Annotated in this window: 20 protein-coding genes; 13 read left to right on the forward strand and 7 right to left on the reverse strand. The window is 54.9% G+C overall.

Annotated features, from left to right (window positions below; all coding sequences use genetic code 11):
- The first annotated feature begins 42 nt into the window (after window positions 1-42).
- The 9 genes from KOSB73_RS16700 (at window position 43) to KOSB73_RS16735 (ending at window position 9,078) form a co-directional block, all read left to right on the forward strand.
- A complete protein-coding gene (locus tag KOSB73_RS16700; RefSeq protein ID WP_024358113.1) occupies window positions 43-1,410 on the forward strand; it encodes a hypothetical protein in 1,368 nt (455 codons plus the stop codon).
- On the forward strand, window positions 1,410-2,354 hold the full coding sequence (locus KOSB73_RS16705; RefSeq protein ID WP_098140716.1) for a carbohydrate kinase family protein: 945 nt from the start codon (window positions 1,410-1,412) through the stop codon (window positions 2,352-2,354). Before KOSB73_RS16700 ends, KOSB73_RS16705 begins: the two co-directional genes overlap by 1 nt.
- A 219-nt stretch (window positions 2,355-2,573) precedes the next feature.
- A complete protein-coding gene (locus tag KOSB73_RS30870; protein ID WP_165775014.1) occupies window positions 2,574-2,714 on the forward strand; it encodes a hypothetical protein in 141 nt (46 codons plus the stop codon).
- A gap of 313 nt (window positions 2,715-3,027) precedes the next feature.
- Window positions 3,028-3,816, forward strand: coding sequence for a class I fructose-bisphosphate aldolase (locus tag KOSB73_RS16710; RefSeq protein ID WP_004136342.1), 789 nt, complete (start codon window positions 3,028-3,030; stop codon window positions 3,814-3,816).
- A 16-nt stretch (window positions 3,817-3,832) separates the two neighbouring features.
- On the forward strand, window positions 3,833-4,384 hold the full coding sequence (locus KOSB73_RS16715) for a glycerol-3-phosphate responsive antiterminator (protein ID WP_004136340.1): 552 nt from the start codon (window positions 3,833-3,835) through the stop codon (window positions 4,382-4,384).
- A 20-nt stretch (window positions 4,385-4,404) separates the two neighbouring features.
- Window positions 4,405-5,943: an FGGY-family carbohydrate kinase gene (locus tag KOSB73_RS16720; RefSeq protein WP_004136338.1), complete on the forward strand. Its 1,539-nt coding sequence runs from the start codon at window positions 4,405-4,407 to the stop codon at window positions 5,941-5,943.
- An 11-nt stretch (window positions 5,944-5,954) separates the two neighbouring features.
- Window positions 5,955-6,716, forward strand: coding sequence for an SDR family NAD(P)-dependent oxidoreductase (locus KOSB73_RS16725; protein WP_024358109.1), 762 nt, complete (start codon window positions 5,955-5,957; stop codon window positions 6,714-6,716).
- 16 nt (window positions 6,717-6,732) lie between these two features.
- On the forward strand, window positions 6,733-7,728 hold the full coding sequence (locus KOSB73_RS16730) for a 2-hydroxyacid dehydrogenase (protein ID WP_098140717.1): 996 nt from the start codon (window positions 6,733-6,735) through the stop codon (window positions 7,726-7,728).
- Window positions 7,729-7,815: 87 nt separating this feature from the next.
- Complete coding sequence (locus tag KOSB73_RS16735; RefSeq protein WP_004136334.1) at window positions 7,816-9,078, forward strand: PTS galactitol transporter subunit IIC; 1,263 nt, start codon at window positions 7,816-7,818, stop codon at window positions 9,076-9,078.
- Window positions 9,079-9,197: 119 nt separating this feature from the next.
- On the opposite strand, the gene ompC is transcribed toward KOSB73_RS16735, so the two are convergent.
- The 5 genes from ompC to KOSB73_RS16760 form a co-directional block, all read right to left on the reverse strand.
- Window positions 9,198-10,283, reverse strand: a complete 1,086-nt coding sequence (gene ompC / locus KOSB73_RS16740; protein WP_004136332.1) for a porin OmpC — start codon at window positions 10,281-10,283, stop codon at window positions 9,198-9,200.
- Between the two features lie 890 nt (window positions 10,284-11,173).
- Window positions 11,174-11,680 (reverse strand): hypothetical protein, encoded by a 507-nt coding sequence (locus KOSB73_RS16745; protein ID WP_004136330.1) that lies wholly within the window; start codon window positions 11,678-11,680, stop codon window positions 11,174-11,176.
- 427 nt (window positions 11,681-12,107) lie between these two features.
- Entirely contained in the window at window positions 12,108-13,115 is a 1,008-nt protein-coding gene (locus KOSB73_RS16750; RefSeq protein WP_024358107.1) for a FecCD family ABC transporter permease, read from the reverse strand.
- Complete coding sequence (locus KOSB73_RS16755) at window positions 13,112-14,068, reverse strand: ABC transporter substrate-binding protein (RefSeq protein WP_024358106.1); 957 nt, start codon at window positions 14,066-14,068, stop codon at window positions 13,112-13,114. The genes KOSB73_RS16750 and KOSB73_RS16755 overlap by 4 nt, the downstream gene beginning before the upstream one ends.
- A 24-nt stretch (window positions 14,069-14,092) precedes the next feature.
- Window positions 14,093-14,902 (reverse strand): ABC transporter ATP-binding protein, encoded by an 810-nt coding sequence (locus KOSB73_RS16760; RefSeq protein WP_098140718.1) that lies wholly within the window; start codon window positions 14,900-14,902, stop codon window positions 14,093-14,095.
- Window positions 14,903-15,190: 288 nt separating this feature from the next.
- Between KOSB73_RS16760 and KOSB73_RS16765 the strand changes: the two genes are divergently transcribed.
- Complete coding sequence (locus KOSB73_RS16765) at window positions 15,191-15,520, forward strand: NIPSNAP family protein (protein ID WP_064411273.1); 330 nt, start codon at window positions 15,191-15,193, stop codon at window positions 15,518-15,520.
- Window positions 15,521-15,658: 138 nt separating this feature from the next.
- Here the strand turns inward: KOSB73_RS16765 and KOSB73_RS16770 are convergent, their stop codons facing one another.
- Complete coding sequence (locus KOSB73_RS16770; RefSeq protein ID WP_024358104.1) at window positions 15,659-16,507, reverse strand: hypothetical protein; 849 nt, start codon at window positions 16,505-16,507, stop codon at window positions 15,659-15,661.
- A 154-nt stretch (window positions 16,508-16,661) separates the two neighbouring features.
- Here KOSB73_RS16770 and celB point away from each other — a divergent pair, with 154 nt between their 5' ends.
- The 3 genes from celB to KOSB73_RS16785 are packed head-to-tail and all read left to right on the forward strand — an operon-like array spanning window position 16,662 to window position 20,400.
- Entirely contained in the window at window positions 16,662-17,981 is a 1,320-nt protein-coding gene (gene celB, locus KOSB73_RS16775) for a PTS cellobiose transporter subunit IIC (protein ID WP_004120071.1), read from the forward strand.
- Window positions 17,982-17,985: 4 nt separating this feature from the next.
- Complete coding sequence (locus KOSB73_RS16780; protein ID WP_004134354.1) at window positions 17,986-18,939, forward strand: glycosylasparaginase; 954 nt, start codon at window positions 17,986-17,988, stop codon at window positions 18,937-18,939.
- Window positions 18,940-18,942: 3 nt separating this feature from the next.
- Window positions 18,943-20,400 carry a leucyl aminopeptidase family protein gene (locus KOSB73_RS16785; protein WP_024358103.1) on the forward strand — a complete coding sequence of 486 codons (1,458 nt, stop codon included), beginning with the start codon at window positions 18,943-18,945 and terminating at the stop codon, window positions 20,398-20,400.
- A 217-nt stretch (window positions 20,401-20,617) separates the two neighbouring features.
- Here the strand turns inward: KOSB73_RS16785 and KOSB73_RS16790 are convergent, their stop codons facing one another.
- Window positions 20,618-21,817: an MFS transporter gene (locus KOSB73_RS16790; protein ID WP_004120066.1), complete on the reverse strand. Its 1,200-nt coding sequence runs from the start codon at window positions 21,815-21,817 to the stop codon at window positions 20,618-20,620.
- Window positions 21,818-21,924: the final 107 nt, after the last annotated feature.

The raw sequence follows: 21,924 nt of genomic DNA on the forward strand, positions 1-21,924 counted from the left end.
GGCGGGTTTTCGTTTGCTTAAAATCTGATGGAGTACACGCCCATGACATACCACATTACCCTGACGGACCCGATGAATGGCCCCCGGGATCGCGAACCGATTACGTTTACCCTCCCGGAGAGGCTGGCGGAACCTCTGTGGTGGGCCATTACCGACGAGGACGAGCGGATCCTTTGCCAGCGCCTCGAGCATGAATCGTCGGTAAGCAGTACCGCTTTTATCGCGACGGTCAGCTTCAGCGGCACCCTTAAGATGCGGCTTGACCGGCCGCTCACGGCGGCTGAAGTCGATGACATATCCGGTATCCAGACGCTGCCCGGCCGGGAGAGCGACTGTTTTGCGCGCCTCAATACCGGCTGTTTCGATTTGGAAATGTGTCGGGGAACCGCTCAGGGCGTCGGTTCATCAAAATGGGGGCTGCGCCATTTCCGCGCTCTGCAGGACGGCGTCGAACTGCTTCCTTCGGGGAATAACGCCATCGGCGGTTTTTACGGTCCGTTCTTTACCCCGGAGAACGGACTGATTAACCCGCCGGAGCATACCGTCGTTGATATTGAGGTCGTTGAACAGGGTCCGGTCTATCATCACTACCGCATGCGCGGCGCGATCCCCGACGGGTTATTACCGGAGCTGCGCGGTAAGCGCTTCGCCATCGACTGGAAATTTAGCTGGAACACGCCGTGGTTTCAGCGGCGCTACTGGGTGGATGACTTTTCGACGGTGATCAACGGCCGTTCGGTGACCAACAAGATCACCGTCGGCGACGAATTTGAGAGCGGTCCGGGAAACCTGCTGTTCGACCGCTTCGCGGCCTACGGCGGCACCCGCTACCGCGCGGGCGACCCCTACGCCGAAGAGCTGGCGGCGATGGTGGCCAATACCGTCGCCACATCGGAAAATCAAAGCCCGAAATTTGCCGAATTCCGCGAACAGCTCACCGATATGGCTTCTGCCCACTGGGATCTCTACTGGCGGATGTTCTGTCGCTGGGAGCACGTGCTGGATGAAGCGGAGATTCGCGAACGGCTGAGTCAGGTGCGCGCCCGAGCGCATCTTCGGGCCGATCTGACCGAGCGGGAATGGCTGTTGACCGATTCGCCGGTTAACGTTTCCGCCGTCGCGGATGAAACCATCTTCCCCGGGCCGGCCAGTAAAACCGTCGAGTATGATTCGGCTAGCGGCCGGGCGATGATCTGGTGGACCTCCCGCCCCTCCGGCGCGTTTCAGATAGTCCAGCGCCGCCAGTCCGGATGGGTTAACTGGGGCAGCAACGGCGAAAATGAGTGTCCGGAGCTCCCCGTCGGCGTCGAGATCAAGACCGCCTGCGGGATCTTCGCCGAAAACTGGATGCAGATCGCCGATCGGCTGGAAACCCCGCCGGTGGTCACGGTACGTAAAGGAGATAACTGATGATCCTCTGCTGCGGAGAAGCCCTCATCGACATGCTGCCCTGCCAGAGCCGCGAAAATGACCCCGCTTTTACTCCCTGCGTCGGCGGAGCGGCATTTAATACCGCCGTCGCCCTGGGCCGTCAGGGGATGGCGGTCAGTCTGTTTTCCGGTTTATCGGATGACTTTATGGGCGATATGCTGCGCCACACGCTTGACGCATCCGGCGTGGATTATTCGCCCTCAACCCGCGCGCCGCTGCCAACCACGCTGGCCTTCGTCAGGCTGGTAGGCGGTCAGGCCCGCTATACCTTTTACGATGAAAATAGCGCCGGCAGAATGCTGAGGGAAAGCGACCTGCCGGAACTCGGAGATGATGTCGCCGCCGTGTTGTTCGGCTGCATCAGCCTCATCGCGGAGCCGTGCGGCAGCGTTTATGAAACGCTGATGGCGCGAGAGGCGCCGCGCCGGGTGATGTACCTCGACCCCAATATCCGTGAAATTTTCATCGCGGATCGGCAGAAGCACCTGGCGCGCATGAGGCGCATGATTGCGCTGGCGGATATCGTCAAGCTTTCCGATGAAGACCTCGCGTGGTTTGCCGAACCCGGCGAAGAGCATGAGGTCATCCGCCGCTGGCTGACGCTGGGACCAAAGCTTATTGTGGTTACCCGCGGGGCAGACGGCGCCGATGCCTGGACCGCAGATTTTCATCTTCACGTGCCCGCGATTCGCGTCGCGGTGGCCGATACCGTCGGCGCGGGAGATACGGTGAATGCCGGTATTCTCGCCAGCCTTTCGCAGGCCGGGCTTCTTGAAAAAGAGAAGCTAGTGACACTGTCACGTGAGCAGGTTTGCCGCGCGGTCGATCTGGGGATGCGCGCCGCCGCGGTGACGGTTTCCAGGCCAGGAGCTAACCCGCCCTGGGACCATGAACTCCGAAGTCAGCAGAGACCTTGCCTGTAAACAACGGAAAACCGGATGAGGGTCTGCAACCGCGCGTATCGACAGACCCTTATCATTAGTTTTTATGGATATGATTTAGGTCCCAATTATTGAATGAAAGCTAAACCAGCTTCATTTATTCATGGGTTATTGCCGACTAATCCATTAATATCAGGCAATTAGATCGGCATTCAATTTTTGCCCTTCTCGCTAATGGACATCAGGGACAGGAGGTCAATAATGAAAATGAATCAATGGTTTGTACGTTTGCGTAATACTCCCATTCCGCAGCGCAAGCTGCATCCGGCGAAATGGCTGACGCTGATCGCCTTTCTGCTGCTGCTGGCGCAGCTGGCGGTAGAGTCTTTGCTCTCGGTATAAGCACAATAAAAATGGGCTTTAGTGTCAAAGCGCGCCAGCACTAATAAGATTAAACTCAAATCTAATTCGTGATAAGCATCTCAGTTTATCAACAACGGCTAGACAGAAAGAACTCAGGCATGCTAGTAATTAATTCAAGCAAGGGAACGGATTTAAATTAAACGCCATTTAAACCCTACCCATAAGGCTGAAAAATTAATTGATAATGGTTTGGCTTACTGAACGATTATCAAAAGGGTAAGTGAATCGAAGGCCCTCAGAGACGAAAGTTTCTGAGGGCCTTTTTGTTTTTTTCTCTCACAGGAGTTAATCAATGTCTAAAGAACGTCGTCTCTCCCGAATTTTCGCAAAAGATGGTAAATCAGTCACTCTGGCGCTGGATGGCTACTATTTTTCCAGCAACACAAATGGTATTGATAATACGATAAAGCAGCTCCCGGTACTGGTCGAAAATGGCCTGGATTGCGCGCTGGTGACCTGGGGTATGTTGAAAAATTTTCGCGAAATTTTCAACAGCGTTCCCGTTGTATTACGCGTCGATAGCACAGTGAGTATTTTTGATAATACCGTTCCCGATACCACCCCTGTTTTTTCTATCGAAGATGCGCTGAAAGTGGCTGCTGATGGCGTGGTGTGCATGACCTTCCCCGGCGCGTTCAATGAAGAGAAAACGCATATCATGGCCATGCAGCTGGCGCAGGCGGCCGATCGCTGGAGCATGCCGCTGATAGTGGAATCTCTGCCCTATGGCTATCCCGTCACCAGCGACGACTCCAATAATCCGGCTATCATCGCCGCCTCGGCCCGCGTCGCCGTTGAGCTCGGCGCGGATGTCATCAAAACCCGCTTTACCGGTACCGAAGACGATAGACTCATCGTCGAAGCCGCCGGAGTGCCGGTGCTCGCGCTCGGCGGCCCTAAAACCGGCATCGACGGCTATTTTAAATTTGTTCATCACTGTATGCAGGTGGGAGCAAAAGGCGTGGCGGTGGGTCGCAATATTACGCAGGACCCACGGCCAGAAAAAGTAGTAGCAGGTCTGAATGCCATCATCCATGAAAATGCCACAGCGGAAGATGCTTACAGCCTCTACATGGTTTAAACATACGGGTATTAATATGCACTTAAATAACACCATCATTCCTTCCGTCAGAAAATATAAACATTTTGAGCAGGCGCTGTCTTGTTCATCAGAATACGTACTGTTATCCGAAGCGAATATCGGCAACTTACAGTCGCTGATTGGTAAATGTCATCAAAGCGGCAAAAAAGTACTTATTCACCTGGAGCTATTGGGCGGTTTTAAACCCGACCAGGCGGGGATTAGTCTGCTCAAAAATTACTACAAGGTTGATGGTGTTATTTCTTCCAATCTCTCGGCCCTACGCCATGCAAAAAAAGAGGGATTGTTAACTATCTTTCGGGTACTGCTGATCGACTCACGTTCGCTGGATCAGTCCATCGATATTGTTAAGCATAACCCGCCGGATGCCATTGAGATCTTACCTGCTGAATATGCCTGCCAGTGTCTGGAATTGATTAGCCGGAATTTAAAAGGCTTTGACGTGATATTCATCGCCGGAGGCTTTGTTAAGCGGAAATACCTTGTAGATAAAATATTCCATGCCGGATTTAAAGGAATTACCAGCAGCGAACCCGGATTATGGTAACTCATAAGGAGTCCACGCGAATGAAAGAACACTATGTCATGGGCATTGATAATGGCGGAACCGTTACAAAAGCGGCGATTTACGATCGAAGCGGCAACGTGGTCGCTATCGCGTCGCAGTCAACGCAAATGCTGACGCCAAAAGAATTTCATACCGAGCGCGATATCAACGAACTCTGGGCGGCTAACGTTGAAGTCATTAAAAAAGCCATCGCGCAGTCGGGTATCGACGCCAGCCAAATCAAAGGCGTGGCGGTAACCGGCCACGGCAACGGGCTGTATATGGTGGATGAAACCGGTGCCCCGGTGCGCAACGGAATTATCTCCACCGACAGCCGGGCTAAGGCCTGGGTTGAAAAGTGGTACCGCGAGCCGACGTTCGTTAGCGATATTTTGCCCAAAACCATGCAGTCCATCTGGGCCGGGCAGCCCGTCGCCCTCCTCGCCTGGCTAAAAGAGTACGAGCCGGAAACGCTGAACAAAGCGCGCTACATTTTCATGGTCAAAGATCTGATTCGTTTTTACCTGACCGGTGAAGCCTTTCTCGAACTTACCGATATCTCAGGAACCAACCTGATTAACGTTCGCGACCGCGACTATGACGCCTCGCTGCTGGCCTGGTGGGGGCTCGGCGATCTGCGCGACAAGCTTCCGCCGATTAAACGCTCCACCGATTGCTGCGGCTACATAACCGACGAGGTGGCGCAGCTGACCGGTTTGTGCGCCGGGACGCCGGTTTCCGGCGGCGTTTTTGATATCTCGGCTTCTTCCGTGGCTTCCGGGATCAATACGTTGGATAAGCTGGCTATTATTACCGGGACCTGGAGCATTAACGAATACGTGACCGACCATCCGGTTATTGACCAGGATCTGTTTATGACCTCGATCTATCCGATTGAGGGTAAATGGCTAATCACCGAGGCCAGCCCCACTTCCGCCAGCAATCTGGAGTGGTTTATCAATAACTTTATGGAGGGCGATCGCGCGGCCGCTTCCGCGCAAGGTATGTCCGTCTACGATCTGTGCAATGAGCTGGTTTCCACAACGACGCCCGCTGAGAGCCACCTGCTGTTCTTCCCGTTTGTCTTCGGCTCTAACACCATCCCGGATGCTTCTGCGGGGTTTATCGGCCTGAATAGTTTCCATAAAAAAGCGCATTTTCTGCGCGCTATCTATGAAGGCGTCGCCTTCAGCCACCTTTATCACACCGAACGTTTACGCAACATCAACCCACAGTTAAGCCGCACCATTCGGATTGCAGGCGGCGTCACCCACTCTCCGGTTTGGTTACAGGTATTTGCCGACATTTTTCAGTCCACGCTGGAAATTGTCGACGTGAAAGAGCACGGCACGCTCGGCACCGCGATGACCGCGGCGGTGATGGTTGGCTGGTTTGATGACGTTTTCGACGCCTCAAATGCAATGGTGCGCGTCTCGCGAACCGTCACGCCGAACCCCGACAACAACAAGGTCTATCAGGATAAGTATCAGCTCTACAAAAATCTGTTAGCGGAAATGCAGTCTCCGTGGAAAAGCTGCAGCAACTACATCACGCATTAAGCGAGGAAAGTATGGATCTGAATTTACACCACCGCACGGCTATCGTTACCGGAGGCGCTACGGGCCTCGGCAAAGAGTTTGTCCTTTCCCTCGCCAGAGAAGGAGTCAATATCTGCTTCACCTATATGCATGAAGACGAGCACCCTGAACTGCTGGTCGAAACGGTGAAAAGCACTACCAACGTCGAGATCGTTGCGGTGAAAACCGATCTTTCCGACGAGCAAAGCCGTGAGAATCTGTTCGCCACCTGTATCGACCGCCTGGGAAATGCCGATATTCTGGTCAATAACGCCGGGATCTGGCTGAGCGGCTACGTTACTGAAATTACCCCACAGGACTGGGATAAGGTGATGAACATCAACCTGAAGGCGGTATTCCACCTGAGCCAGCTGTTTGTAAACCACTGCCTGGCGAAAGATCGGGCCGGCAGCATTCTGAATATCACCTCTCAGGCGGCCTTTCACGGTTCGACCACCGGTCATGCTCATTACGCGGCCAGTAAAGCGGGCCTGGTGGCATTCGCCATTTCGCTGGCGCGCGAAGTGGCGAAACAGAAAATCAATGTCAACAACATCGCCGTCGGCATTATGGATACCGCGATGATCCGTAAAAACATTGAACAGAATCCTGACTATTACGTCAGCCGTATTCCGGTAGGCCGGGTGGCCCAGCCGCACGAAATTGCCGATATCGGCGTCTTCATGGTCTCTCCGAAAACCAGCTATATGACGGGAGCGACTCTGGATGTCACCGGCGGTATGTTGATGCGTTAACTTATGGAGAATGTCTATGAAATGTCTGGCAATTGCCGATCTTTTTATCAATGCAGCGATGATGGACGCGGGTCTGAACGCGCTGAAAGATAAAGGTATTGCAGTGGAAGTGCGCGAATGGTCGCACGAGTCGATTGAAAAACTGCAGGAGGATAATTTGCTGGTGGAACAGCAAGGTTCAGAGGCGCTGGCGCTGCCTGCCGCCCTGCTTCAGGGCGCTGAGGAGACGGAGATCCTGATAGTCCAGTTCGCCCCGGTTAACGCGGCGGTATTCGACAAGCTGCCAAAGCTTAAATACGTCGGCGTGCTGCGCGGCGGCATTGAAAACGTTAATCAGGCGGAGGCCAAAGCGCGCGGGATTGAAGTGATGAACACGCCGGGGCGTAATGCCCGCAGCGTGGCTGAGTTTACCGTCGGCATGATTCTGGCGGAGATGCGCAACATCGCCCGCTCGCACGATGCGCTGCGCAATAAGTTCTGGCGCAAAGAGAGCCCTAACCACCGGGCCATTCCTGAACTGGGCGGCAAAGTGGTAGGTCTGGTCGGGCTGGGGCATATCGCTCAGCTGGTGGCTGGCTTCCTGCGCGGTTTTGGCAGCGAGATTATCTTTTACGATAAGTACGTCGCTGGCCATGACAGCTATGAAAAGGTGGATTCTCTTGATGAGCTGGTTCGACGTGCGGATGTGATTTCGCTGCACGCCCGCTTGACGGCGGAAACCGAAAACCTGATCAACGCGCATCATTTCGACTTGATGAAGGAGAGCGCCATTATCGTCAACACGGCTCGCTCCGGCCTCATTAACGAAGCCGATCTGATTGCCGCGCTTCGGGCGGGTAAAATCATGGGCGCCGCCCTCGACACTTTTGATGATGAACCCCTGCCGGACGATAGCGCGTTTTATTCGCTGAATAACGTCACGATAACGCCGCATATCGCCGGCAGTACTATTGATGCCTTCAGCAATTCACCGAAGCTTTTTTCTGAGATCTTGCTGAAAAAAATCGGTTAACGATTAAAAGAGCCAGTTACGCTTTTATCGGGCCCATTGGGCACGGGTTCGCTCGCGCCCAATTCGGCCGCCTTTTAAGGAAATATTATGGATATTATCAACAGCATTATTAGTCTGGGGGCATCAGTAATGATGCCAGTAATATTCTTTATTATCGCACTGTGCTTTGGCGTAAAAGTGGGCACCGCATTTAAAGCCGGGATGCTGGTGGGGATCGGTTTTGAAGGGGTGGGTCTGGTGATCGGTCTGCTGTTGACCAACCTTGGCCCGGCGTCGCAGGCCATGGTCGAGCGTATCGGTTTGCACCTGACGGTGGTGGATACCGGCTGGCCGACCGCCTCGACTATCGGCTGGGGTTCGCCGCTGATGCTGCCGGTGGTGGTGGGGTTTATCGTTATCAATATCGCCATGCTGCTGCTGAAATTAACCAAAACGGTAAATATTGATATATTTAACTACTGGATTTTCCTGATTATGGGTTCGGTGGTGTATGCCGGAACCGGTAACTACTGGCTCTCCGTCGGTATCACCTTCGGTATATTTATCTTAACCCTGCTGGCGGCGGATTTAACCGCTCCCTATTTACAAAAAAACTATAATCTCCAGGGGATTTCGTTTCCCCATCTTACCTGTATAACCTACGTCCCCTTTGGGATTGCCTGTAACTACATTATTGATAAGATCCCGCTGATCAATAAAATTAATTTCGACCCGGAAAGTATTAATAAAAAATTCGGCGTCTTTGGTGAACCGCTGACTCTGGGCTTCGTGCTGGGACTGCTGCTGGCCTTCCTTGCGGGATACGACGTTTCCGCTGCGGTCTCGCTGGCGATTAAAGTTTCCGCCGCCATGCTGCTGCTGCCGAAAATGATCGAAATTTTGGTTCAGGGCCTGCTGATCGTGCGCGACGCCGCCGAAGCGAAGCTGAAGGCTAAGTTTCCTGACCGCGACTTCTATATCGGCATGGATACCGCGCTGCTTATAGGCGAACCCTCGGTGCTGGCGACCGGACTGCTGTTGATCCCCATGGCGGTGGTGCTGGCGATTATTCTTCCAGGCAACCGCGTGCTGCCGTTTGTCGATCTGGCCTCACTGATGTTCCTGCTGGCAATGGTGACGCCGTTTTGCAAGCGCAACATGTTTCGCATGTTCATTACCGGCACCCTAGTGGTCAGTTGTATTTTGTACGTTGGGACGGATATTTCGCACGAGTATACCCAGGCCGCGGTCAACTCTCATATTCCGGTACCGGAAGGCATGTCTGAAATTACCAATATCGTTGGCGGAGCAACCACGCCGGTTGGCTGGCTGGCGCTAAAATTCGGCGAGTTTTTCAGTACCGCGCCATAAATCGCCCTTCTCACTCTACCCGGCGCGGAAAACGGCGTCGGGCTTTTTCGCCCCGCCCGCCATTAAAAATGCCTGCCAGGAGGGTAAGCTGGCAGGCATGGCACAATGGACGTCTGTGCTTAGAACTGGTAGGTCATACCCACGGCAACGATGTTGTCGGTACTGATTTTGGCATCGTTGGTGAATTTCGTCTCATCCAGCAGGTTGATTTTGTAGTCCACATAGGTAGACATGTTTTTATTGAAGTAGTAAGTCGCGCCGACATCAAGGTATTCAACCAGATCCTGGTCGCCGTAGCGGCCCAGATCTTTGCCTTTCGATTTCAGGTAGGCGATGGACGGACGCAGACCAAAATCGAACTGATACTGGGCCACGACTTCAAAGTTCTGCGCGGTATTGGCGATATAGCCGCTACCGAACTTCGTCATATTGCGGGTTTCAGCATAGGTGGTCGCCAGGTAGAGGTTGTTGGCGTCATACTTCAGACCGGCCGCCCATACTTCCGCTTTCTCGCCGCGGGCGTATGCGTTCGGATTGTCGCGACCCGCTTTAACCTGCGCATCGGTACGATCGGACGCCGCGTAGGCTGCACCTGCGGCAAAACCTTCGTACTCATAGGTAGAGGCCAGACCCCAGCCATCGCCATGCTGTTTCGCCAAATCGCGACCGTTGCCCTCTTCTTTACCCTGATACTGTACGGCGATATTCAGACCATCAACCAGCCCGAAGAAACCGTTGTTACGGTAGGTAGCAACGCCGGTGGTACGCGCGGTGGCGAAGACGTCAGTTTGCGTCCAGGTATCGCCGCCGAACTCCGGCAGCATATCGGTCCAGGCGCCGATGTCATAGGCGACACCATAGTTACGCCCGTAGTCCAGTGAACCATATTCGCCGAACTTCAGGCCAGCGAAGGCGAGACGCGTTTTGTCGCCGGAATTGTCGCCTTCAACGTTATTGGCGCTGAAGTTATATTCCCACTGGCCGTAGCCGGTCAGCTGGTCATTGATCTGCGTTTCACCTTTGAAGCCCAGACGCGCATAGGTCTGATCGCCATCTTCAGACTTATCGCTGGAGAAGTAATGCAGGCCGGTCACTTTCCCGTAGAGGTCGAGTTTGTTTCCGTCCTTGTTATACACCTCTGCTGCCTGCACGGTTCCTGCAGCAAGAAGTGTAGAGACGGCCACTGTAAGTAATTTTAATTTCATATTATTTCGTCCCTAACTATTAATAAAATATCAAATCTCAGATGCCTTCTGAGCGAACCTATTATGCGATAATTCGCAAAGAGACTTAAAATTAAAAGTTCCTGGTTTTTATGCCAATTCCGATAATTGTGACGGCGTCAGGGGTTGTTAATTGACCTTGATCAATTAATCTTACCGCTGACCTGTAATTATTCTGAATAAGATCCGTTGCAACCGGTTAAACCAGAAGATTTAACTAAAGGAGGCGATTTTCTATAAGTAAATTCTAATGATAAGATAAATTAAAGATTGTATTTTGTTAAATGACAGCAAAATCATATAGTTATAATTTTAATATCAATGCGAACATTCTCATCCATAAACAGATTCATTCTCCATAACTCCCTCTATAAGGTATATTCAGACTTTTCTTCTTAAAATAAAACCTGGTGTTATGGGTACCCTCTACGTTATTTTGATTTCTTGACAAAACTCATGGAAATTATAGCACTGCGGTTTAAGGTTTGTTTAATCTTTTTGTGAAAGGGATAGTCACGACAGTTTTTTCAAGGGATGGGGAAGTGATGAATAAATATAGTTCTGGAAGAGTCCAAAGGATTATGCCTATCGGAATGCGATGGAGGCGAATATGTTAAGGCCGATGACGGCGGGACGAAGGCTGGGCGGGAGTCGCCAGCCGACATCGCCAGAGAGGTGAAAAGACGGCTAAACGGCTGAGTTTGATTCAAACCATCGGTCAGATAAGCAAATGAAGCCCTGGAGAGTGGTTATCCCTCTTCACCGGTTCCGGGTAATGATATGAGACACGTTGGCTCAACGTGTCCATCCTGAAAAGCGCCGCAGGCGGAAAAATAAAATGAAAGTGCACAGATAACGGTAACGTGCGGCAATTACTCCGGCATGAATTTATCGATCAGCGAAAAAGCGTGTAAATAATTAGACAGCGCCAGTAGCGCATGAAATGAATGAAAGCCAAACTTTTCAATTATTTTTCTTTTATTGCAGCTATAAGCCTTCGGTGAAATGCCGAGCAGTTCCGGATAATCCTTTGCCAGCACGTTAAACTTCATTACAAAAATATACTGAAACTCTCGCTCTGTTAAAGTGATATCTTCCCCCACCGGGATCCCGTCAGTTACCCTGTCGATGATATTGGCGATATGCGCGGTGCGCCTCTTATTTATCAAACAAACAATATTATCTTCGACCTTAAAGCAAACAAAATTCTTTTTCATTTCAAAGCTGTTAATCAGAAAATGAAACTGCGCGCGCCTGCTGGTTGGGTACCTTGTTAAGCACAAATCGACCAGATTCGCCTGCTTCGCCGCTTTTACGTCATTTATTTTCAGCCGCATGGCTTTTTTAAAAAAATGATTGTGGCTGACAATCGTCACCATTCCTTTCCCTCACGAAAGCCGAATAATCCTTATAAAAAGGCGAAAATACGCGCCATGGGGATTTACCCATGAGTGAAGTGGGTGAATTATAAGTTTGTTTAATATTTATTGTCCAGACGCGCGCTTTTCAGAAAAATCCCGCAATAACCGCGCTGATTAATTTTGCGTCAGCCCGCGCACGGCGATTCAATCAATCATTATTTTAAGAATTTTCTCATTAGACATCGGAATAAGCGCAATAAGCAGAATAATACACTGATATTTTATGTAAATTCGATTGATTAAATCAAATAAATATATTTATCGAAATATTATTCCACATTAACAAGACTACCCGCGAAGGAACGTAAAGCGTTTATTCATTTTACCAATGTTTATTTGCCATTCGTTTAAGTCTGCGCCGGGTGATGACCCGGCGCGAAGAAGTTTACGCCCGGTTTCTGGCAAGCAGGATAATGATAAACAATCCGCCGATTCCGGCCGTAATGATCCCAATCGGCAGCTCCTGCGGGGCCAACAGCGTCCTGCTGACAATGTCGCCGCCGCACAGGAGCACGGCCCCCCACAGGCCGCATAAAGGAAGCAGCAACAGATGTTTGACGCCGGAAAAGTAGCGGCACATATGCGGCACCATCAGGCCGATAAAGCCAATCACTCCGGTTAAAGCCACCAGCAGCGAGGTGGCCAGCGCGCAGCAGAAAAAAACCTCCATTCTCAGGCGGCCAACGTTAATACCCAGCGACTGCGCGGTCTGCTCGCCGGCCAGTAAGCCATCCAGCGAGCGCCAGCGTAACAGTACGAACGCGCCGAGAAACAGCAGACTGAATACGGCATACGGTAAATTATCCCAGCGCGCCAGACCGAGCCCTCCCAACGACCAGAACAGTACCGAACTGGCGGCCCGCTGATCGCCGGAGAAAATCAGATAGCTGGTCAGCGCGCCGAATAAAAAGGAGATCGCCAACCCGCAAATCACTAAGTGTTCGGCGCCGCGCTGCTTTTTAAAATGAAACAGCAGCATCACCGCCACCGCCGAGCAGAGTCCGCCAACGAATGCCGATACCGGCAGCGTCAGCGCGCCAAGCCGCTCGCCGAATCGGGTAATCACCAGCACCGCGCCCGCCGATGCGCCGGAGGAGAGACCAAATAAAAAAGGATCGGCCAGATCGTTGCGCGTGGTGGTCTGTAAAAGGCCGCCCACGATGGCCAACACGGCGCCCGCCAGCACCGAGAGCAGCGTTCTCGGCACGCGTAAATCAATGACAATACGCCCGATCATCTCCGATACCGGCACATCCAGCAGCCGCAAGGCTCCAAGAACCTGGGCCAGCGATAGCGGTACGCTCCCTTTGGCAACGCTGAGCAGCATCAAACCGGCTAACAGCGGCAGCGCGCCCCACATTGCCCAGCAGTAACGAAATTGAGTGCCCCTCATTGGTTAGCCGCTGGATACAGCGCATGAGCCAGCTTTTCCGCCGCGTTGATATTCGCCGGGCCGGGCGTCAATTCAGCATACTGCAGCTTCAGGTAGCGCTGCTGCTTCACCGCCGGTGTCTGCTTCATTAACGGATGATTTTCGAGGAAACGGCGCAGCGAATCAGCGCCGCTGCCGGTCTGATAATCGAGAAGAATAATAAAGTCAGGCTCCGCCGTCGCCACGCTCTCCCAGGAGGTGGTTCCCCAGCTCATCTCCAGGCCGTCCATCACGTTTTTCCCTCCGGCCGCTTCAATAATCGCGGTCGGCATGGCGTACCGCCCGCTGGTAAAGGGCTTATCTTCGCCAGAGTCATAGACAAACACTTTCAATGGCTGTACGCCCCGCGGCGGCTTAGGCAACGCGTTCAGCGCTTTCTTCCAGCCGTCAACCAGCGTCTGGGCCTCATGCCGCTTGCCAAAAATTTTGCCCAGCGTCAGCTCATCGTTGTACAGCAGGTCCATACTCGCTTTACGTTTATGCTCCGCGGTAAAGACGCAGCTCTCGCTCAGCACAAAGGTTTTGATGCCGTATTTATCGAGCACGGAAGGCGTGACCTCGCCGCCGACCTTCATGCCGTAATTCCAGCCTGCGAAAAAGAAATCAGGATTCACCGCCAGCAGCGTTTCCAGAGAGGGATATTTTGGCGCCAGCTCGGGAATGGCTCCCATCTGGTGTTTAAATTCCGGGGTCATTTTGTACCACCCGGTAATGCCGGTTAAGCCCACGATGCGGTCCTGCAACCCGAGAGCAAAAGCCATTTCAGACATATTCAGGTCGTGTATAACCGCCCTTTTCGGCGCCTGGGTGAAGGTCACCGGCGTTCCGCAGCTCTCAATAGTGACGGGGAAATCAGCCGCGCTCGCCGCTGAAATGGAAAGAACCGCCATCATGCCTGCAAACCCTTTTTTCATGCTTCGTTATCCTTCAATAATGTATTACGCATAGCCCGGAACCTCGAAAATCCGCAGCGCCTTCCCCGTTTCGGGATGCGGTACGGTAAAGCTGGTCAAGCCAAAGACCGGGTAAAGCCGTTCTGAAACCAGTACGCGCTCCGGCACGTCCCAGGCCAGGGCGCGCCCTTGCGATAAAAGCAAAACCCGGTCGGCAAAGGACTCAATCAGGGAAAGATCGTGCAGTACCGCAACGACCGTGATCCCCAGGCTTTTCACTAATGCCAGCAGTTCCACCCTGGCCTGCGGATCGAGGTGGTTGGTCGGTTCATCCAGCAGCACCAGTTTTGGCGACTGGGCCAGCACCCGCGCCAGCGCCGCCCGCTGTCGCTCGCCGCCGGATAACGCGGAGAGCGAGCGCGTGCGCAGCTTCTGCAATCCCGTATCGTTAATCGCCCGGGTTACGATGCTTTCATGTTCGCGCCGTGACATATCCCGGGCGTGGGGAATACGTCCAAGAGCGACATAATCCTCAAGCGCCAGACGCATATCGGGGGCGTCGTTCTGCGCCAGTACCGCTATCTGCCGGGCCCGGTGCTGCCGGGTTAATGCGGAGACGGAGCGGCCATATAAGCGAACGTCGCCCTCCCGCACCGTCAGTTCATGATCTATCGCGCGCAATAAAGAGGTTTTTCCGCTGCCGTTCGGGCCAATGACCGCCAGGCACTCCCCTTTACCGGCACTAAAATGAATGTCGGCGAGAATGTCCCCGCCGCCGGGACGCGGCAACGATGCGATACTGACGCTAAGCACCGGGACATTGGTCGTACCACCCTTTGTCAAACTCTCCTCCATTAGCCGTTCTCCCTTGCTCTTAAGCGCGGATTAGCGAAACGCACTCTCTTGTTCATTTTCACCGCAGAAAATAGATGATAATCATTATCATTTAAAAAGAAAGGTGAATAGTCACATATTTTATAATGCTTTATTTGTTATATTATAACATAACAATTATTAACGATGATTTGCAACTGCTCTTCGGGGCTGGCCAAAGCGAAGCGCCGAAACATGGGGAGTTGTGCTCAGCGCGGCGCTGTGGTGTATTGCTGCAACCTTCAACGGATTTGCACAGGAAATGTCAGGGTGAAAACGGTAGAGTTTTTGCTTTATACCCTTAAACCGGGTTCCGGGAACAATTTTCACCGGATAATGAAAGAACAAAGCGCGCCCTGCCACCGTGCAGCCGGCATGGATATCGTCGCCTTCGGCAACTCAGTCGAGGACAACGACGCATATTATCTGATACGGGCCTATGACGACCTGACGCATTTAAATACCTCGCAGGAGCGCTTCTATCGTAGCCCGGCGTGGCGCGAAGGCCCGCGACAGGCCATCATCGATAAAATCAGCGTCAGCGTAAAAACGGTGATGGAGCTGAGCGACAGCGCGATTGATGGCCTGCGAAACAGCTGACCTGCGCGGGCAACAACGGCTGAGCCGGCGGCGGTTCGTTTTTCTGGCGCAGACATTCATGGGTTGCAGGCGTTGCCCGCTGGCGGCCGACGCCTTACCGTGCCAACGATGAGTCAGTGTAACCCGGCAAAAATGCGGCTACTGCGCGTCCCCCTGACTCCGCCATGAGTTGTGATTCAGCGACGCAAGAAAGCCCTGCGGCGTGTTGTTGCCGAGCTTTTTTTGCGTCCGTCCCTGGTTCCACAGCGCGCACAGCCGCTGCAGCGTCGCATCCGGTTCGTCCAGCGCCGGAATAACGTCGGCTAATCGCTCGCTAAGCTGCACCGCCCCGCTCTCCGCCATCGCCACCGTTGCGCACGACAGATCCGCGCGCGCGGGCTGAAAGCCGGCATGAGCATAAATCTCAAGACATTGTATCCGCGCCGGACAGGCGTCCAGCGCCTGGCTCAGCCAGCTATCGACCAGCGCGGGCGAGATCCCCGAATAGATGCGGCCAAAGCACCAGCCGCTGATCGGCTCCTGCGCCCAGAGCAGATGATGTTCACCACCGTCGTCCATCGACAGCGCAAGCTGGCGGTAGTGCAGCGTCAGGGTATCGGCGCGCATCCCTGCCTTTAACGCTTTCTTTCCCTGCGGCGCGGCGCTTTTCCGCCCCTCATGGGCCGGGCGCAGATAGCGGTTCAGGGTGGCCCGAGAGATGGCGATGCCCAGCCCCTCATTCACCATAAACAGCAGCTCATCCAGCGGCGCGCGCAGCGCATCGCGCAGGGCATTTATCAGGTTCTCCTGCTCTTGTCTCAATACTTTGTGTATCAAATGCGGCGTGGTGTGGTTATCGGAAATCTGGCTGCGGTTGCGCCAGCGGCGCACCGTAGTAATAGAAATCCCCAGTTCCTGCGCCAGTTCGCGGTCGCTTTTGGTCGATTCCTGAAGATATTTGCGCGTTCTTGGCGTGGTGGTTGCGTTGGCGTGCAGCTTAATTTCCATACGATCCTCGACAGAAAATATAACCAATCATATGAGATATATATTATTGTAGAGAACACAATGTGAACCGCTTCACCTTTAAGCCCACCGCTTTCTCTCATAATCCGCCATAGATAACACACTCATCCCCTGTCGATCTTGTACGGAGTTCACAATGAACAATGTTCTGGGATTTCTTGAAGCCAAACTGATGCCGCTGGCGGCGAAAACCGCCCAACAGCGTCACCTCGGCGCTATTCGCGGCGCCTATGTTTCATTTATGCCTTTTATTATTGTCGGTTCTATTCTGCTGGTGATCTCGTCGTTCCCCAACCAGAGCTATCAGCAGTTTATGGCCAGCACCTTCGGCGCCAGCTGGAGCGCGATTATCGAAATTCCGTTCAACGCGGTCTTTTCGACGATGTCGCTGTTTATCAGCTTCCTGGTGGCCTATCGTCTGGCGGAGCACTACGGCGATGACCGCATCTCCTGCGGCATCCTTTCGCTGGTGGGGTTTCTGATCCTCACGCCATTTATTAAAGTCGCTGAAAACGGCGGCATCACGGTGATCCCCGTGGAATGGATCGGCACCAAAGGATTATTCGTCGCCATGATCGGTTCGCTGCTGTGGACCGAACTGTTCTGCTGGCTTAAGCGCAAGAAGCTGGTGATTAAGATGCCGGACGGGGTGCCGCCCGCGGTACAGGAGTCGTTCGCCGCGCTGATCCCGGCGCTGCTGGTAATGATTCTGATCCTGGCGATTCGTATCGGGTTTGAGCACACCCACTACGCCACCATCCACCAGTTTATTTATGAAGTCGTCGCCTCGCCGGTACGCCATTACGGTACCTCCTACTTCGGCGCGCTGATGACCGTTTTCAGCATTACCATTCTATGGTCGGTCGGCATCAACTCCGGTTCGATGATTAACGGCATTATTCGTCCGCTGTGGATGGAAAATCAGACCGATAACATCGCGGCTATTCAGGCTGGCGTCACTCCGCCGCACATTATTACCGAGCAGTTCTTCGACATGATCTGGATGGGGGGCGCGGGCGCAACGCTGTCGCTGGTCATTGCGATGCTGATTTTCGCCCGCAGCAAAAATATGCGCGAAGTCGCCCGCCTCGGCGCCGGCGCCTCCATTTTTAATATCAATGAGCCTATCCTCTTTGGCCTGCCGGTGATCATGAACCCGATCATGCTGATCCCGTTTAACCTCGTGCCGCTAGTGCTGGTCACCGTGCAGTACGCAGCGATGAAAATCGGCGCAGTGGCCGTCACCACCGGGGTCTTTATCCCCTGGACGCTGCCGCCGGTGATCAGCGGTTTTATCGTCACCGGGCATCTTAGCGGCAGCGTGATGCAGATCCTTAATTTGCTGATTGGCGCCATGCTGTACCTGCCCTTCATGCGCATCGTCGATAAGCAGTATCGCGCCGCGGAAATCACCGCCCGAGCCGAAACGGACAACACGCTTGCTAAACAGGAGTAAACCAATGTGGGGAATGATTGCCACCTGGCGAATGGCGCTGGAAGGCGTAACCGAAGCCGCGACGGCGCTGGCCTCCGGCGCTGACACCGCCAGCGCCGTGGTCAATGCGGTGGCGGCGGTAGAAGATTTTCCGCTGTACAAATCGGTAGGCTACGGCGGTTTGCCGACGGAAAACGGCGAGGTCGAACTGGATGCCGCCTTTATGGATGGCGATACCCTGGCCTTCGGCGCGGTCGGCAACCTGGTGGATATCGCCAACCCGGTGAAAGTCGCCCACGCCCTCAGCCGCCAGCGCTATAACAGCCTGCTGGTTGGCCAGGGCGCCCGAGAGTGGGCCATAAGCCAGGGCTTCGCCGCCAAATCAATGCTGACCGAGCGGGCCATGCAGCACTACCGCAAACGCTGCCGCGAAACGCTGGATAAAGGCCTCAGCCCCTACGACGGCCACGATACCGTGGGCATTATCGGTCTCGACAAACAGGGTTCCATGAGCGTCGCCACCTCCACCAGCGGCCTGTTTATGAAAAAACGCGGGCGGCTGGGCGATTCGCCGATTATCGGCTCAGGCTTCTACTGCGATAGCGAGACCGGCGCCGCCACGGCCACCGGCGTCGGTGAAGATCTGATGAAGGGTTGCGCCAGCTACGAAATCGTCCGGCGCATGGCCCAGGGAATGACGCCGCAACAGGCGGCGGACTCGGTAGTCTACGAGTTGGAAGACAAACTGATGTCGCGCTTTGGCCGCGCGGGCGACCTTTCGGTGGTGTGCATGAACCGCCGCGGCGAATTCGGCGCCGCCACCAATATCAAAACCTTCTCCTTTGTCGTCGCCAGCGCGACCCAGCCGCTCACCGTGTTTTGCGCCGAGCGCGTGCAGGAGAAAACCCACTACCGTCCGGTGGACGACGAATGGATGCAGGCCTACGCCGCACGTATTCGCGCCCCCATCGAGGAGTAAGTCATGCTGGATTACCGCTTTATCAACCGACTGGATAGCGCCTGCCATGGCGCGCATCTGGTGACCTGGCCCGGCAGCACGCTGTTAACCCAGGCCCCCCTCAACTCAAGTCCCCTGCTCGCGGAAATGGTGGCACAGGCCGCCCGCGGCGAGGTGGCGGATACCCGCTTCGGCTGCTCCCCCTTCGCGCGCATCACCCTTATTCCGCGGCCGCTGTGGCAGGATGCGCTGAACGACGGCCTGGCCGAGGCGCTGCGGCCGCTATGCAAAAAGCCGCTGAGCGAAGCGCTTATCCTCGACTGTTCGCTGGAACAGAGCAACGGCACGCTAACCAAAGCGCTGCGCGAACTGTTTAACCTCGACTGGCAGCTTGATGACTTAGGCCTGCATCAGGTGAAAGCCGTCAGGCCACGCCTGCGCCAGCTCGCCCTCTACGCCCTGCCTGAACAGCGGCCGACGCTGGAAACCCTTGTGCGTCAACAGCAGGCGATCGCGCACGGCATGATTGCCGCACGACGGCTGGCGGATCTGCCTTCGGAGCAGTGTACCCCGCAGTACGTGGTGGACGAGGCCCGGCGTCTGTGCATCGATATCCCTGTTCTGCGCTGCGAAGTACTCGATGAAAACGCGATTGTTGAACAGGGGCTCGGCCTGCTGCATGCGGTGGGGAAAGGGTCCGCGCGTCCGCCGCGCCTGCTGGCGATACATTATGATGGTGGCGGCGATGGCCCGGTTCGCTGCTACGTCGGTAAAGGCGTCACCTTTGATACCGGCGGGCTGTGGCTGAAGGAAGGCGCCGGGATGTACACCATGAAGTACGATATGTGCGGCGCGGCCAACGTCCTCGGCCTGATGCTGAGCATCGCCGAGCTGGCGCTACCTGTGCGAGCGATGGGCGTTCTGGCGCTGGCGGAAAACGCGATTGGTCCCGACGCTATGCAACCGGGCAGCGTCGCCCGGGCCTGTAACGGTCTGACGGTAGAGATCAATAACACCGACGCCGAAGGTCGGCTGGTGCTTTCCGACGCCATTGCCTGGGCCAGCCAGCGGCATCCGCAGGCGCGCTATATTATCGATATGGCAACCCTGACCGGCGCGGTGGTTAAAGCGCTGGGTTACGATTTAAGCGGTTTGATGACGCAAAACGAAACGCTGCGGGCGGCGTTGACCCAGGCAGGGATGAAGAGCGGAGACGAAGTCTGGTCGCTGCCGCTGGATAGCAGGCTGAAGAAACAGACCGAAAGCGCCATTGCCGACCTGTGCAACACGCCGGGCAATAATGCGGCGATCAGCGCTTCCGCCGCCTGGCTTTTACAGCATTTCTGCCCACCGGAGATCCCCTGGGCCCATCTCGACGTCAGCGGCACGGCGCTGTGGCGCGAAGGCGGCAAAAGCGTTGCTTCCGGCCGGCCGATTCCGCTGCTGATTCAACATCTGCTCGACGATATCGGCGAGATTTAATGTCTCCCTGGAGGCGATGTTCGCGCACTATCCCGGGTTGCGGCGAAAACGCCTTACCCGGGCTACGGATTACCCGCAATCTGCGGTCCTGTAGCCCGGGCAGGCGCTCTGCGCCGCCCCCGGGGGAAGAGCGCGGAGTAGCAGAATTTCCCGGAGGCGGTGCTCGCGCACCTGTCCGGGCTACAAAATCAGCAGGATCCGTAGCCCGGGAAATGCCCTACTCCTCGCTCACAACCGGTTTGACTCTTACCGCAAACAGCACAATCACCATGGCGCTGACCAGCAGCACGCCGCTGCCGACAAAAACGCCGCTCGCGCCGTTGAGATCGAACACCGCCCCACCGCCAGCCGCACCGGCGCTAATCGCCAGCTGAATAGACGCCACCAGCAGGCCGCCGGCGCTTTCCGCTTCATCCGGCACCGTGGTGGCAAGCCAGGTCGACCAGCCCACCGGCACCAGGCCAAAAGCAAAGCCCCACATCGCCACCAGCAGACCATCCAGCAGCGCCACGTGGCCGAACGCCACCATCATCAGCGCCAGCACGCTCATTGCCAGCGGCACCAGCGCCAGCGTCAAGCGCAGGCTTCGGGCTAACAGATGTCCGGCAATCGAGGTTCCGATAAAGTTCGCTACCCCAAAACCGAGCAGGATCAAGGAGACCCCTTCGACGCTGGCCTGAGCCACGGTTTCAAGGAACGGGCGCAGATAGGTAAAGAAAGCAAAATGGCCGCTGAAAATCAGGATGGTCGCCAGCATCCCGCCAATCATACCGGGACGGCGCAGTACCTTAAACAGCGTAGCGAAGCTGCCGGCGCTCTCCGGACGCATGGAGGGCAGAACCCACAGCTGCCAGAGCAGCGCAACCACGCTCGGCAGCGCACAAATAAGAAACACGTTGCGCCAGCCGATCAGCGCGCCGAAATAGCTGCCTAGCGGCGCGGCAACCACCGTCGCGATTGAAACGGCGGAAAAAATAATCGCCAGCGCTTTCGGCACCATCGCCGCCGGGACCAGGCGCATGGTGGTCGCGGTCGACATCGACCAGAAGCCGCCGATGGCGATCCCCAGCAGCAGACGACCCAGCAGCAAAAACTCCAGCGAACCGGCGAAGGCCACCATCATGCTGGAGATAATCTGCAAAACCGAGAAGAACATCAGCACCCAGCGGCGGTCAATATTTCGCGTCGCGGTAGTGATCAGTAGCCCGGTCACTAACGCCACCAGCGCCGTCGCGGTCACCGCCTGCCCCGCCATACCTTCGCTAACGCCCAGGCTGGCCGCCATCGGCGTTAACAAACTGGCAGGAAGAAACTCGGCGACAATCAGGCCAAACACCCCCAGCGCCAGCGCATAGACGGCGCGCCACGCGGGCCTGGCGTTAGCCTGGCTCTCTTCAGCTGCAATGCAGGAACTCATAAACATCTCTCCAGAACAATTAACATTTCGTTAAGGTTAAGCGCTTCTGTTCGGACGATCTATGATGCATACTCCTTGATTATTGATAATTCGTCCGGGAATGATGT

It is taken from the genome of Klebsiella grimontii (assembly GCF_900200035.1).
Taxonomy (GTDB): Bacteria; Pseudomonadota; Gammaproteobacteria; order Enterobacterales; family Enterobacteriaceae; genus Klebsiella; species Klebsiella grimontii.

Coding starts and splice junctions, on each gene's coding strand:
- KOSB73_RS16700 (WP_024358113.1), top strand. CDS start 43: ATGACATACCACATTACCCTGACGGACCCGATGAATGGCCCCCGGGAT.
- KOSB73_RS16705 (WP_098140716.1), top strand. CDS start 1,410: ATGATCCTCTGCTGCGGAGAAGCCCTCATCGACATGCTGCCCTGCCAG.
- KOSB73_RS30870 (WP_165775014.1), top strand. CDS start 2,574: ATGAAAATGAATCAATGGTTTGTACGTTTGCGTAATACTCCCATTCCG.
- KOSB73_RS16710 (WP_004136342.1), top strand. CDS start 3,028: ATGTCTAAAGAACGTCGTCTCTCCCGAATTTTCGCAAAAGATGGTAAA.
- KOSB73_RS16715 (WP_004136340.1), top strand. CDS start 3,833: ATGCACTTAAATAACACCATCATTCCTTCCGTCAGAAAATATAAACAT.
- KOSB73_RS16720 (WP_004136338.1), top strand. CDS start 4,405: ATGAAAGAACACTATGTCATGGGCATTGATAATGGCGGAACCGTTACA.
- KOSB73_RS16725 (WP_024358109.1), top strand. CDS start 5,955: ATGGATCTGAATTTACACCACCGCACGGCTATCGTTACCGGAGGCGCT.
- KOSB73_RS16730 (WP_098140717.1), top strand. CDS start 6,733: ATGAAATGTCTGGCAATTGCCGATCTTTTTATCAATGCAGCGATGATG.
- KOSB73_RS16735 (WP_004136334.1), top strand. CDS start 7,816: ATGGATATTATCAACAGCATTATTAGTCTGGGGGCATCAGTAATGATG.
- ompC (WP_004136332.1), bottom strand. CDS start 10,283: ATGAAATTAAAATTACTTACAGTGGCCGTCTCTACACTTCTTGCTGCA.
- KOSB73_RS16745 (WP_004136330.1), bottom strand. CDS start 11,680: ATGGTGACGATTGTCAGCCACAATCATTTTTTTAAAAAAGCCATGCGG.
- KOSB73_RS16750 (WP_024358107.1), bottom strand. CDS start 13,115: ATGAGGGGCACTCAATTTCGTTACTGCTGGGCAATGTGGGGCGCGCTG.
- KOSB73_RS16755 (WP_024358106.1), bottom strand. CDS start 14,068: ATGAAAAAAGGGTTTGCAGGCATGATGGCGGTTCTTTCCATTTCAGCG.
- KOSB73_RS16760 (WP_098140718.1), bottom strand. CDS start 14,902: ATGGAGGAGAGTTTGACAAAGGGTGGTACGACCAATGTCCCGGTGCTT.
- KOSB73_RS16770 (WP_024358104.1), bottom strand. CDS start 16,507: ATGGAAATTAAGCTGCACGCCAACGCAACCACCACGCCAAGAACGCGC.
- celB (WP_004120071.1), top strand. CDS start 16,662: ATGAACAATGTTCTGGGATTTCTTGAAGCCAAACTGATGCCGCTGGCG.
- KOSB73_RS16780 (WP_004134354.1), top strand. CDS start 17,986: ATGTGGGGAATGATTGCCACCTGGCGAATGGCGCTGGAAGGCGTAACC.
- KOSB73_RS16785 (WP_024358103.1), top strand. CDS start 18,943: ATGCTGGATTACCGCTTTATCAACCGACTGGATAGCGCCTGCCATGGC.
- KOSB73_RS16790 (WP_004120066.1), bottom strand. CDS start 21,817: ATGAGTTCCTGCATTGCAGCTGAAGAGAGCCAGGCTAACGCCAGGCCC.